This window comes from Simplicispira sedimenti (genome assembly GCF_022760965.1).
Classification (GTDB): domain Bacteria; phylum Pseudomonadota; class Gammaproteobacteria; order Burkholderiales; family Burkholderiaceae_C; genus Simplicispira; species Simplicispira sedimenti.
Genome location: NZ_JAKVIJ010000007.1, coordinates 1 through 12,167 on the forward strand (window position 1 = coordinate 1; position 12,167 = coordinate 12,167).

Annotated in this window: 10 protein-coding genes and 2 pseudogenes; 5 read left to right on the top strand and 7 right to left on the bottom strand. The window is 67.2% G+C overall.

The features are described 5' to 3' along the window. A pseudogene (locus MJ602_RS09025) lies at positions 1–235 on the bottom strand (transposase); the annotation flags it as partial. Positions 236–760: 525 nt separating this feature from the next. On the opposite strand from MJ602_RS09025, the pseudogene MJ602_RS09030 reads away from it, so the two are divergent. The 4 genes and pseudogenes from MJ602_RS09030 to MJ602_RS09045 all read left to right on the top strand — a co-directional run bounded on the left by MJ602_RS09030 (position 761) and on the right by MJ602_RS09045 (position 5,002). After that, positions 761–1,290 (top strand): annotated as a pseudogene (locus MJ602_RS09030) (GGDEF domain-containing protein). A 118-nt stretch (positions 1,291–1,408) separates the two neighbouring features. Continuing rightward, positions 1,409–2,236, top strand: coding sequence for a proteasome-type protease (locus tag MJ602_RS09035; RefSeq protein ID WP_243020495.1), 828 nt, complete (start codon positions 1,409–1,411; stop codon positions 2,234–2,236). Positions 2,237–2,249: 13 nt separating this feature from the next. Beyond that, entirely contained in the window at positions 2,250–3,065 is an 816-nt protein-coding gene (locus MJ602_RS09040) for an alpha/beta fold hydrolase (protein ID WP_243020497.1), read from the top strand. A gap of 146 nt (positions 3,066–3,211) precedes the next feature. Then, a complete protein-coding gene (locus tag MJ602_RS09045; RefSeq protein WP_243020498.1) occupies positions 3,212–5,002 on the top strand; it encodes a diguanylate cyclase in 1,791 nt (596 codons plus the stop codon). A gap of 24 nt (positions 5,003–5,026) precedes the next feature. On the opposite strand, the gene MJ602_RS09050 is transcribed toward MJ602_RS09045, so the two are convergent. The 6 genes from MJ602_RS09050 to MJ602_RS09075 form a co-directional block, all read right to left on the bottom strand. Further along, entirely contained in the window at positions 5,027–5,869 is an 843-nt protein-coding gene (locus MJ602_RS09050) for a MipA/OmpV family protein (RefSeq protein ID WP_243020500.1), read from the bottom strand. Between the two features lie 193 nt (positions 5,870–6,062). After that, complete coding sequence (locus MJ602_RS09055; protein ID WP_243020501.1) at positions 6,063–6,887, bottom strand: undecaprenyl-diphosphate phosphatase; 825 nt, start codon at positions 6,885–6,887, stop codon at positions 6,063–6,065. Between the two features lie 71 nt (positions 6,888–6,958). After that, positions 6,959–8,257, bottom strand: coding sequence for a hemolysin family protein (locus MJ602_RS09060; RefSeq protein ID WP_162016654.1), 1,299 nt, complete (start codon positions 8,255–8,257; stop codon positions 6,959–6,961). Positions 8,258–8,345: 88 nt separating this feature from the next. Beyond that, on the bottom strand, positions 8,346–9,575 hold the full coding sequence (locus MJ602_RS09065) for an ABC transporter permease (RefSeq protein WP_162016655.1): 1,230 nt from the start codon (positions 9,573–9,575) through the stop codon (positions 8,346–8,348). Next, positions 9,572–10,312, bottom strand: coding sequence for an ABC transporter ATP-binding protein (locus MJ602_RS09070; protein ID WP_243020502.1), 741 nt, complete (start codon positions 10,310–10,312; stop codon positions 9,572–9,574). The genes MJ602_RS09065 and MJ602_RS09070 overlap by 4 nt, the downstream gene beginning before the upstream one ends. A 13-nt stretch (positions 10,313–10,325) precedes the next feature. Further along, positions 10,326–11,690 carry an efflux RND transporter periplasmic adaptor subunit gene (locus MJ602_RS09075; RefSeq protein WP_243020503.1) on the bottom strand — a complete coding sequence of 455 codons (1,365 nt, stop codon included), beginning with the start codon at positions 11,688–11,690 and terminating at the stop codon, positions 10,326–10,328. 156 nt (positions 11,691–11,846) lie between these two features. On the opposite strand from MJ602_RS09075, the gene MJ602_RS09080 reads away from it, so the two are divergent. After that, positions 11,847–12,143 carry a 2TM domain-containing protein gene (locus MJ602_RS09080; RefSeq protein WP_243020505.1) on the top strand — a complete coding sequence of 99 codons (297 nt, stop codon included), beginning with the start codon at positions 11,847–11,849 and terminating at the stop codon, positions 12,141–12,143. Positions 12,144–12,167: the final 24 nt, after the last annotated feature.

Genomic DNA, 12,167 nt, shown 5'->3' on the forward strand with positions numbered 1-12,167 from the left:
TCACTGGCACTGCCCGCCAGCACGATGCGCGCGGCCTCCACGCCATGGAAGGCGGCGAGCTGCCCGCGCCGCCCAGTTCCCCCTTGGCTGACAGCCTCCCCCAGTTGCCCAGACTGGCCTTGGGAACGCCCAGCACCTTGGCCACCACCGCAATCGCCTGGCCAGCGCGCACCTACCCAACCGCCTCCAGCTTGAACTCTCGCGTGTACTGCGCACGCACCTGCTTGTCACTCATTTCTCAACTCCTTGTCGGTATTTTCAACAAGGGTTAGGAACTCCACTTTTCAGGGGCAACCTCACTTTTCTGGGGGCGCTGTTGTGGGTGGAGCAAGCGCCTTCGCCCTCGCGCTTTGTGGCGCCCTCGCTCAACATGGCTGTCTCGCTGGCGTTGTGGCACTGGCTGCGTGGCCACAAGGAGCGCCTGCAAACGGCAGCCTGGGTGCTGGAGGCCGTGTGCTTTGCGGTGTGCGTGTCGGCCCTGGTGCTGGTGCCCAACGATGCGCTGCGCATTCTGTGGCTGTTCATCAACATCCCTTGCGTCTATATCCTGCTGGGACAGCGCGCGGGCGCCATGGTCACCCTGGGCTCCATGCTGCTGTTGCTGGCGGGCAATCCGCTCTTTGTGGCGCCCTACTCGGGCACCGAGCTGGTCGATGCGGTCATGGCCATGGGCTTGCTGGCCTTCTTGTTCCATGGGTACCGGGCGCGCTCCATGTCGTTCTACCACCGGCTGCAGGAGTCCAAGGAGCGCCTGCGTGCTATGGCGTCCACCGACGTGCTGACCGGGCTGCTCAATGCCCGTGCCTACTACGAGCGCTGCGATCAGTTCTTGCTTGCCACGCGGCGCAAGCGCTCACCGTTTGCAGTGCTGTTCATCGATCTGGACCACTTCAAGGCCATCAACGACCAGCACGGCCATGCCACGGGCGATGTGGTGTTGCAGTGTGTGGGGCACCTGATTGCACAGAGCGTGCGCCAGTCGGATCTGGCCGGGCGCATTGGGGGCGAGGAGTTTGCGTGCTGCTGCCCGATACCGATGCCCAGGGCGCCCTGGTGCTGGCCGAGGCGCTGCGCCGCGTCATCGAGGCGGCCCAGCCCGAGGCCCAGGGCCTGCGCCTGTCCATCAGTGCCAGCATTGGCGTGGCCCTTGGGGGCATGGCCGAGCAAAACATGCAGGACATCCAGCACCAGGCCGACCCGGCCATGTACGAGGCCAAGGCGGCCGGGCGCAACCGCGTCACCCTGTTCAAACCGCCGCAGGCCGTGCCCAACCCCCTGGCCGCAGGGTGAGCGGCCGCCCCCTGTGTTCTGCCCCAGGGGCAGCCTGCTGACGCACGCACGCGCTGCGGCACAGCACGGGGTGGGGCCGCACTACACTTGCGGGTTTTCCCTCTGCCGCTTTATTGCCATGACGTACTGCGTCGCCATCAAACTCCACGCTGGGCTGGTGTTCCTGTCCGATTCGCGCACCAATGCCGGGCTGGACCAGATCAGCTCGTTCCGCAAGATGATGGTGTACGAGAAGCCGGACGATCGCTTCATGGTGCTGCTGTCGGCGGGCAACCTGAGCATTTCGCAGTCGGTGCGCGAGATTCTGCAAACCACGCAGATCAAGGACGAGCACGACGGCGAGCCCACCACCATCTGGAACGCGCGCAGCATGTTCGACGCCGCCCGCGTCTTGGGTGCAGCGGTGCGCCATGTGCACGAGCGCGATGGCGCATCGCTCAAGCGCTCGGGGCTGGATTTCAATGTGTCGCTGATCTTTGGCGGCCAGATCCGGGGCGAGGGCATGCGTCTGTTCCAGGTGTATTCGGCGGGCAATTTCATCGAGGCCACGTCCGAGACGCCCTACTTCCAGGTCGGCGAATCCAAATACGGCAAGCCCGTGCTCGACCGCGTGATCACCCCCGACACCCCGCTGGACGAAGCCGCCAAGTGCGCGCTGGTATCCATGGACAGCACGCTCAAGTCCAACCTCTCGGTGGGCCTGCCGCTGGATCTGGTGCTGTACGAGGTGGACCGTTTCACCTCAGACAAGATCGTGTGCATCGGCACCGACAACCCCTACTTCACCATGCTGCGCGAGCGCTGGGGGGAAAAGCTGCGCCAGGTGTTCGACAGCATCGAAAGCCCCAACTGGAGCGGCGGCGCGACCGAGGTGCCGATCGTGATGCCACACGCGCAGTGCAAGCCGCTCAAGAAGATATCGACCCCGCAGGACAAGCTGGTCTAGAACCTCTCTCAGAATGAACCGCATCGTCTTTTCCCACGGCAACAGCTTTCCTTCGGGCACCTACAGCGCCCTGTTTGAGCACCTGCGCACGCGCGGCTTTGAGGTCAGCGCGGTGGACCGCTTCGGCCACGACCCGCGCTTTCCCGTCACCGACAACTGGCCGCACCTGGTGGAGCAACTGGCCGAGTTTGCCGCCGAGCGGGTGCGCACATCGGGCGGCCCGGTGTACCTGGTGGGCCATTCGCTGGGCGGCATCCTCAGCGTCATGGCCGCCGCCCGCCACCCCGAACTGGCGCGCGGCGTGCTGATGCTGGACTCCCCGCTGCTGGGCGGTTGGCGCGCCACCACCGTGGGTGCCGCCAAGCGCACGCAGGTGATCGGCGCCATCTCACCCGCCCGCGTGAGCCGCATGCGCCGCAACAGCTGGCACAGCACCGAAGAGGCCTACGAGCATTTCCGCAAGAAAAAAGCCTTTGCCCGCTGGGATCCACAGGTGCTGCGCGACTACGTGACCCACGGCCTGTACGACGAGGATGACCGCCGCGTGCTCGCCTTCGACCGCGCGGTGGAAAGCGCCATCTACAACACCATGCCGCACCACCTGGGCAGCCTGCTGCGCAAGCACCCGCTGCGCTGCCCGGCCGCCTTCATCGGAGGGCGTGCCTCGGTGGAAATGCGCCAGGCCGGCATGGGCCTGACCGAGCGCGTGACCCAGGGGCGGATGATGATGCTGGACGGCACCCACCTCTTCCCCATGGAAAAGCCCCTGGTCACCGCTGCCGCCGTCGAAGCCGCGCTGCGCAACCTGGCCTCCATCACGCACGACTGAGCGTCTGTCCGCGCCCCTCGCGGTGCGCACTGCCCCTGCGGCCTGTGCGCCAACGGCATTTGACCTACACTTTGTCACATTCGTGTGCCCCTGCGGGGTGCACACTCTTTCGGCCGTGCCACCCCTGCCCCCCCGCTGCCCTGCCCATGACACGCGCGTTTGTGCCCTGGTTCCTGACCCTTGCAGCCCACCTCCAGCGCGGCGGGCTGTGGCGCGTGGCCGCGTTGCTGGCACTGTGGCTGGGGTGTGCCAGCGTGCAGGCGCAACCCGCGCCGCTGCAATTGCAGGCCCAGCAGCCTGCCGCCGGACTGTGGCAGGCCCTGCAGATGCTGCCCGACCCCGAACAACGCTACAACGCGCAGGAGCTGCTGCAGGGTGGCCCCGCCTTTGGCCCCATGCCGCCCACCCAGGGCACGCTGGGCGTGCGCGCCGAGCCCGTCTGGCTGCGCATTCCACTGGAGCTGGCGGCCAGTGCCCCGGGTCGCTGGGTGCTGGACATTGACTACGCGCCGCTGCAACGCATCGACCTGGTGCTGGCCAGCGGCGGGCGCATCGTGCAGCAGGCCGCGCTGGGCAGCCATGTGCCCTTTGCACAGCGCCCGCTACCCACCCGCTCGCACGCGGTGGGGCTGGATCTGCAACCCGGCGTGGCCTACGAGCTACTGCTGCGCGTGCAGACCCAGGGCGCCATGGTGCTGCCGCTGCGCCTGTCCCCCCCGGCCATGCACGCCGAACACGCTTTGCGCGAACAGATGCTGCAAGGCCTGCTCACAGGTCTGGCGCTGTGCCTGTGGATCTACAGCCTGGCGCAGTGGATCAACCAGCGCGAGGTGCTGTTCCTGCAGTACACCTTGCTGATTTCGGGCAGCCTGCTGTTCTCGCTGCATTTCTTTGGCGTGGGGGCGCAGTACCTGTGGGGCGGCCTGCCCTGGTTCGAGCAGCACGCCAGCGGCATGTCGGCCCTGATGGCCACCTGCGGCTCTTTCTTGTTCATAGGCCAGGCCCTGGCGGCGGGCAACCCACGCAACCGGCTGATGCGCGCCATGCGCTGGGGCGCCGCGGGCACGGCGCTGCTGGCCCTGGCCTTTGCGCTCGACCTGTTCGACACCCGCGTGCTGGCGGCCATCGTCAGCGTGCTGGGCCTGGTGCCTGCACTCATGGGCATTCCCGGTGCCGTGGCGCGCATGCGCCAGGGCGATGCGGTGGGCGGCACGCTGCTGCTGGCCTGGCTGGTGTACTTCGTGGCCACGGCCACGGTGATTGGCGTGATCCGGGGCTGGGTGCCGGTCAACTTTTGGACGCTGCATTCCTTCCAGTTCGGCGCCACGCTGGACATGCTGCTGTTCATGCGCGTGCTGGGCCTGCGCTCCAAAGCCCTGCGCCTGGCCGCCGAAAACGCCCGCACCGAGCGCGACACCCTGCACTGGCTGGCCCACACCGACCCCCTGACCAACCTGCCCAACCGCCGCGGCATGCAGGAAGCCCTGTCCAACGCCCTGCGGCTGTGCTGCCACGAGCAGCAACTGGCCGTGTACCTGTTGGACCTAGACGGCTTCAAGCCCGTCAACGACGAGCACGGCCACGATGTGGGCGATGAACTGCTGGTTGCCGTGGCCCGCCGCCTGCAAGGCCATGTGCGCGCCACCGACCTGGTGGCACGCCTGGGGGGCGACGAATTTGTGATAGTGGCCAGCGCATTGGAAAGCCCCGCACAGGCACACGACCTGGCGAACAAGCTGCTGGATGCATTCCATGCCCCCTTCACCCTGTCGTCCACCAAAGTGCAGGTGGGCCTGACCATTGGGTACGCACTGGCGCCGCTGGACGCCTACGACGCTGCCAGCCTGCTCAAGCTGGCCGATGCCGCCATGTACCAGGGAAAACAGAACGGCAAGTTCCGCGTGCAGCGCAGCACCGAGCAGTTGGCAATGCCCTGAGAGCCTGTCCAGGCTCTGGGAGCCTCAGCGGCAGCAGCGGTAGGCCAGGCCCAGGCTGATGCCGTAGTTGTCGGGCTTGACCGCCAGCGGGCTGCGCCGGGCGTTGCCACGCAGTTGCGAATAGCGCACGCCGCCAAACACCACCCAGCGGTCAGACACCGCGCTCTTGAACTCCAGCCCCACGTCCTGGCTGAAAAGCCCGCCCCCCGGCACATAGGCGGGCAAAGGTGTGCTCACCCCGGAGGCACTGAGCGGCACGCCCATGCGGCCTTGCATGTAGGTGCTGTCGGCCAGCGTGAAGCCCAGGGCAAAAACGATTTCACTGTAGGGGCTGACCTGGATTTCATAACGCGCCGTGGTCTGGAGCGTGGCCCCGCCATCGCGGCCCAGCAGGTCCTGGCTCAGGGTGGAACGCACCGAGGCATGCTTGTTGAAGTCATAGATGACGCTCAGGCGCCCGCGCAAGGTGCGCTCCACCTCGGGCAGGCCCTGGAGCATCGGCTCGTCACTGCCCTTGCGGCCGCCATCCATGCGCAGACCGGCGCTCAGGCGCAGGTTTTCCCACTGCAGGAGCTTGGCGGTCACGCCCGAGTCGCGTGCGTCCAGGTCAAAGTCCAGCAAAGAACCACCGCCGCCCGAGCTGAGGGTGAAACGCCCCACCTCCAGCCCGATGACGGGCCGGATGCCCGTGCTGCGCTCGGTGCTGCCGGGATAGCTGGCTCCGTTGCTGATCGACGCCCCCAGCGACCAGGTGTAGCCAGAGCGACTTTCCTCGGGTACGGGCATGCGCAGTTGCGCCGTCGCCAGCGCAGGCAGCGCCAGGCCCAGCGCCAAGGCCCAGGGAGCACAGGTGATAGAGCGTTGCATGGCAGAGATTATCAACCGATCTAGGAGCCTGTCGGACTTGGGGCGTCGAAAGCGAAAATGGGCCCCAGCGAGGACAGTTTTCGCCGGGTTTGCAGCCCCATAGCGGGGCTATGGGGCAAAAAGACGGTGAAAATGGATCGCTGCAGCCCATTTGCAGCCGACGATTCCCAAGTCCGACAGGCTCCTGGGGGTATCAGGCGCTCCAGGGAATCCATCCCGTCCAGGCCGTCAACAGCACCAGCAGGCCAAAGGCTATGCGGTACCAGGCAAAGGGCACAAAGCTGTGCGTGCTGATATAGCGCAGCAACCAGCGCACACACAGCCAGGCACTCACAAACGAAAAGAACAGCCCGACGGCGAACATGGGCAGGTCGGCCACCTGCAGCAGCTCACGCTCCTTGTACAGGCTGTACACCCCGGCGCCGATGAGTGTGGGAATGGCCAGAAAGAACGAATAGTCCGTGGCTGCCTTGCGCGACAGGCCCAGCAGCATGCCGCCAATGATGGTGGCACCGCTGCGGCTGGTGCCCGGCACCATCGCCAGGCACTGCACCAGGCCCACCTTGAGCGCATCGACCGGCCCCATGTCGTCCACTTCAGCAATGCGCGTGGCCGACTGCGGGCGTCGCTCGGCCCACAGGATGATGAGGCCGCCGAGGATGAAGGTGCTGGCCACCACGGTGGGCGTGAACAAATGCGCCTTGATGGCCTTGCCCAGCAACAGCCCCAACAGCACCGCTGGGAAGAAGCCGATCAGCACATTGAGCGCAAAGCGCTGCGCACTGCGCTGGCTGGGCAGTGCCACCAAGGTGGCACGAATCTTCTGCCAGTACACCAGGATGACGGCAAAGATGGCCCCGGTCTGGATGGCGATGTCGAAGACCTTGGCCTTGGCATCGTCAAAACCCAGCAAGGCCCCCGCCAGGATCAGGTGGCCCGTGGAGGATATGGGAAGAAACTCGGTCAGGCCCTCGACCACACCCATGATGGCGGCCTTGACCAGCAATACGATGTCCACGCGCGTCCTTGTTCAATCAATGCGAAAGCGCGGATTATGTCCGCTGGGAGCCGCCCTGCCCCCGCCAACGATCACAGCTCGCTGACCGGGATCTGCCGGGTGGCCACGATCTTGTCGATGGTCTTGCCGTCCATGTCCACCACCTCGAAGGTCCAGCCCTCCCAGGTCACGGTGTCGGTCTCCTTGGGCAGCCGTCCCGTCAGCAGCATCAGCATGCCGCTCAGGGTGTGGTAGCGGCCGCGCTCCTCTTCCGGAACGCTGTCCAGGTTCAGGCGGTCCTTGAGTTCGGGCACCGGAATATGCCCATCGAGCAGCCAGCTTCCGTCCTCACGCTGCACGGCCCACGATGTCTCCGGATCGCGGGGCTGGAACTCGCCGGTGATGGCTTCGATCAGGTCCTGCAGCGTGACAATGCCCTGCACTTCGCCGTACTCGTCGATGACGAAGGCCATGTGCACATCCGACAGACGAAAGTTGTCCAGCAACTCCATGCCGGTGATGGTTTCCGGAACGTACAGCGCCGCCTGCAGGGGCTGGTCCGCCAGCCCGTGCCCGTGTTCCTTGAGCCTGCGCGAGAGCCACTGCCGGGCATTGACCACGCCCAGAATATTATCCATGCCGCCGCGCACCACCGGAAAGCGCGCGTGGTCCGATGTGTCGATGCGTTGAAGGTTCTCTTCAAACGAGGCATCCATGTCCAGGCACACCACGTCGCCCCGCGGCACCATCAGGGAGCCAATCTGCCGGTCATCAAGCCGGAACACGTTCCGGACCATGGTGTGCTCGTGCGACTCGATGACACCAGCCGTCGTGCCCTCGACGAGCATGGCGTGGATCTCTTCCTCGGTCACGGGGCTGCCGCTGGTCTCCTTGACCCCCAGCAAACGCAACAACGTGCGGGTGGAGGTGGACAGCAGGATCACAAAAGGCTTGGTGGCGACCGCCAGCAGGTGGATGGGCCGTGCCACCAGCCGCGCAAACAACTCGGGATACGACTGGCCAATGCGCTTGGGCACCAATTCGCCCACCACGATGGAAAAATAGGTGATCACCACCACCACCAGACCGGTGGCCGCATAGTCGGCATAGGGCAACGGCACCCCTGCAAGACCCAACCATGCGGCCAGGGGGCCGGCCAAGGCGGCCTCGCCCACGATGCCGTTGAGTACGCCAATCGACGTGATGCCGATCTGGATGGTGGACAGGAAACGCGTGGGGTCTTCGCCCAGCTTCACCGCAGCGGCCGCACCGCTGTCGCCCTCATCAATCAATTTCTGCAGGCGCGCCTTGCGCGCCGTGACCAAAGCGATCTCAGACATGGCAAAGAGACCGTTGAGACAGATGAGGGCGAACAGTATTGCTATTTCCATACGACGGGCTTGTGTTTGCCCTCAGAGTCAAGAAGCAACGGATTGTACGAACTCGCCCCCGCAGGCCTGCGTTGGCATGCCGAGATGCTCACTCGTGCCGCAGCGCGACGATGGGCTGCAGCCGCGCCGCACGCCGCGCCGGGTAGTAGCCAAAGAACACACCCACCAGGCCCGCAAAGCCCACGGCCAGCAGCACGGACCAGGGCTCCATGACGGCGCTCCAGCCGGTAGCGCGCTCCACCGCCCAGGTGGCCAGCACGCCCAGCGCCACGCCGATGGCGCCTCCCACCAGGCTGAGCGTGACCGATTCGATCAGGAACTGCGCCAGGATGTCGCGCCCACGCGCGCCCACGGCCATGCGCAGGCCGATCTCGCGCGTGCGCTCGGTCACGCTCACCAGCATGATGTTCATGATGCCGATGCCGCCCACCAGCAGGCTCACGCCCGCGACAGCGGCCAGCAGCGCGGTCATCACGCGGCTCGACTCTTCCTGCGCCTGCAGCACCTCCGACAGGTTGCGGATGCTGAAGGTGTCGTCGCCACCCTCGGGCACACGCAGGCGCTGGCGCAGCAGCGTGCGCATGGACTCCTCGGCCCGCGCCATGTCGGCCCCGGCGCGCACCTTGACGTGGATGGACCAGATGCGACGCACGTTGCCGCCCGCATTCCAGATGCGGTTGCGGAAGGTGGACATGGGCACGATGACGATGTCGTCCTGGTCCTGCCCCACCGCGTTCTGCCCCTTGGCGGCCAGCACGCCCACCACGGTGAAGGGCACGCCACGTACACGCACCGTCTGGCCCAGCGGGTCGTCGTCGGCAAACAGCTCGCGCGCCGCAGTCTGGCCCAGCCAGGCGACCTTGGCCGAGCCCTGCTGCTCGGCCGCCTCGAACAGGCGGCCCGCGGCCAGCGGCCATTCGCGAGCCTCCAGGTAGTCGTTGGTGGTGCCGAAGATGGTGGTGTTCCAGTTGGCGCTTTGCGCCACCGCCTGCGCCGTGGTGCGCGACGAGGGCGCGGCCACCTGCACTTCGGGCACCTCGCGGGCCAGGGCTTCGGCATCCTCTTCGGTAAAGCGCGAGCGCGTCTGCGCCCCCAGGCGCACGCCGGCCGCGCTCAGGCTGCCGGGCACCACCAGCACGATATTGGAGCCCAGGCCCTTGATCTGTTCCTGCACGCGCTCGGTCGCGCCCCGGCCCACGGCCAGCATGGTAATGACTGCGCCCACACCAATGATGATGCCCAGCATGGTGAGCACGCTGCGCAGCAGGTTGGCCGTGAGCGCCCGCAGGGCAGCGCGCAGCGCGGTGTGCAGGTTCATGCGCGCCCCTGCGGCAGCGCCGCGCTGGTAGCCGCCTGCTGTGCATGGCCGGGCTGTGCCTGGTCCTGCACGATGGCGCCGTCGCGCAGCACGATGCAGCGGCGCGCCCAGGCGGCCACGTCGTGCTCGTGCGTGACCAGCACCACGGTGATGCCCTGGGCGTTGAGCTGCGCCAGCAAAGCCATGGTGTCCTCGGAGGTCTGCGAATCGAGTGCGCCCGTGGGCTCGTCGGCCAGGATGAGCGCGGGCTGCGTGACCAGGGCGCGCGCAATGGCCACGCGCTGCTGCTGCCCGCCCGACAGCTCCGCGGGGGTGTGCGCCGCGCGCTCGGCCAGGCCGACGCGCGCCAGCGCCGCGCGGGCGCGGGCCTGGCGCTCGGCCGGCTTGACACCGGCATAGATCAGGGGCAGTTCCACATTCTCCAGCGCGCTGGTGCGTGCCAGCAGGTTGAACTGCTGGAACACAAAGCCAATCCGCCGGTTGCGGATGGCAGCCAACGCGTCAGGCACCAGCGCATGCACGGCCTCGCCCGCCAGGTGGTAGCTGCCGCCGTCGGGCAGGTCCAGGCAACCCAGGATGTGCATGAGCGTGGACTTGCCCGAGCCCGAGGCGCCCATGATGGCGACGAACTCGCCCGCGTCGATCTGCAGCGACACGCCGCGCAGCGCGTGCACGGTCTGCCCGCCCATGGCGTAGGCCTTGGTGAGCGCCTGCGCGTCGATCAGGGGTGGAGCCATGCGCAAGCCTTGCTCAGAAAGAAAGGCGCGGCGCCCCGTTACGCGCCGGGGCACTGCTGGCCGGGCTGGCCACGCCGGTGATGACCTGGCGCCCCTCGGCCAGCAGCACCGCCTGTTCGGGCGTGGGCAGCAGCTCGGTGTGGCTGCCGTCGCTCAGGCCCAGCGCCACCTGCAACGCGAGCGGCCGGCCGTCCTCGTCCAGCACGTGGAGGCGCCCACGTGCGCCCGCAGCAGGCTTGGAAAATTTTGCATCTTTTTGGCCTGTAGCGCCCGTTTTTTGTGCGCTAGTAGCTATATTTTTTGTAGCGTTCGGCACGGCTGTGGGCACGGGCTCCACGCCGGGCAGGCGCACGCGCAGCGCGGCGTTGGGCACCTTGAGCACGCCGTCGCGCTGTTCGGTCACGACGCGCACATTGGCCGTCATGCCGGGCAGCAGGCGCCCGTCGCGGTTGGCAAAGTGCACCGCCGCCACGTAGGTGACCACGTTGTTGGCCGCAATGGCCGCCTTGCGCACCTGGTCCACCTGGCCGTCAAAGGTCTCGCCGGGGAAGGCATCGACGGTAAAGCGCGCCGCCTGCCCAGGGCGGATGCGGCCCACATCGGTTTCGTCCACGCTCACTTCCACGCGCATGTCGCGCAGGTTCTGCGCAATCACAAACAGCTCGGGCGCCTGCAGGCTGGCCGCCACGGTCTGCCCGCGCTCGACCGCGCGCTTGATCACGATGCCATCCACCGGCGAGGTGATGCGTGTGCGCGAAAGGTTGGTCTGCGCCTGCGCCAGTGCCGCCTCGCGCTGGCGCACGCTGGAGCGTGCCGCCTGCACCTGCGCGGCGGTGATGGCGGCCTGCGCCTGCGCCGCGCGCAAGGCCTCGGTGCTGGTGCGCACCAGGGCCTGGGCGCGCTCGGCCTCGCTCTGGGCGATGAAGCCCTGCGCCACCAGGTCGGTCTTGCGCCGCAGGTCGCGCCCGGCCTCGGCCAGATCCACCTGCGCGCGCGACACCGTGGCCTCGCTGGCCAGCACGTTGGCCTGCGCCACCAGCACCTGCGAGCGCGCGGCCTCCAGATCGGCCTGGGCCTGGCGCACCTGGAATTCAATGAGCTGCGGATCGATCTGCGCAATGATCTGGCCCGCCTTGACCTCGGAGTTGAAGTCGGCAAACAGCTCGCGGATCTGGCCCGACACCTGCGTGCCCACCGACACCTGGGTGACCGGCATGACCTGCCCCGAGGCCTGCACCGACGCCACCACCGCGCCGCGCTCGATGGCAGCGGTGCGGTACTGCGGCGCCTGGGCGGCCTGGCGGGTGTACCACCACATGGCCCCGCCCAGCGCCAGGGCCAGGGCAATGCCTGCTGCGGCATAGGTTTTGGATTGCATGGGCTGGATTCTAGAAAGCCCGCCGCCGCCGCTCACGCCGTCCAGCAAGCACTTGGCTCCCACACAAGGGCATTGCGTCGCACGGCGCTTGGCGCGACTGGGGCCTGCGGGCACAGTGGCGCCCAGGCCCCAAGGCCCCCATGTAGGAGAAACACCATGTCCCACCACCCCCTCCCCTCCGCCCAGGACGCCACCGAACGCCTGGCCCACAAGCGCGCCAAGGCCAAGCTGGGCTGGTACATCCATGCCACGGTGTACCTGCTGGTCAACCTGTTCCTGGCCTTGGTGGCTGCGCGCCACGCCCAGGGCTGGGCCGCCTTTCCGGCGCTGGGCTGGGGGCTGGGGCTGCTGATCCATGGCGCAGCCGTTTGGCTGGCGCTGCCCGGTGGCTCGCTCTACGGCCAATTGCTGGAGCGCGAGCGCACCGCGCTGCAACGCCATCAAAGCCACTGACACCCACCGCGCTGGCGCACAATC

What these genes read in the sequence shown, in the direction of transcription:
- MJ602_RS09035 (WP_243020495.1), top strand. Translation starts at nt 1,409, where the DNA reads ATGACGTACTGCGTCGCCATCAAACTCCACGCTGGGCTGGTGTTCCTG.
- MJ602_RS09040 (WP_243020497.1), top strand. Translation starts at nt 2,250, where the DNA reads ATGAACCGCATCGTCTTTTCCCACGGCAACAGCTTTCCTTCGGGCACC.
- MJ602_RS09045 (WP_243020498.1), top strand. Translation starts at nt 3,212, where the DNA reads ATGACACGCGCGTTTGTGCCCTGGTTCCTGACCCTTGCAGCCCACCTC.
- MJ602_RS09050 (WP_243020500.1), bottom strand. Translation starts at nt 5,869, where the DNA reads ATGCAACGCTCTATCACCTGTGCTCCCTGGGCCTTGGCGCTGGGCCTG.
- MJ602_RS09060 (WP_162016654.1), bottom strand. Translation starts at nt 8,257, where the DNA reads ATGGAAATAGCAATACTGTTCGCCCTCATCTGTCTCAACGGTCTCTTT.
- MJ602_RS09065 (WP_162016655.1), bottom strand. Translation starts at nt 9,575, where the DNA reads ATGAACCTGCACACCGCGCTGCGCGCTGCCCTGCGGGCGCTCACGGCC.
- MJ602_RS09070 (WP_243020502.1), bottom strand. Translation starts at nt 10,312, where the DNA reads ATGGCTCCACCCCTGATCGACGCGCAGGCGCTCACCAAGGCCTACGCC.
- MJ602_RS09075 (WP_243020503.1), bottom strand. Translation starts at nt 11,690, where the DNA reads ATGCAATCCAAAACCTATGCCGCAGCAGGCATTGCCCTGGCCCTGGCG.
- MJ602_RS09080 (WP_243020505.1), top strand. Translation starts at nt 11,847, where the DNA reads ATGTCCCACCACCCCCTCCCCTCCGCCCAGGACGCCACCGAACGCCTG.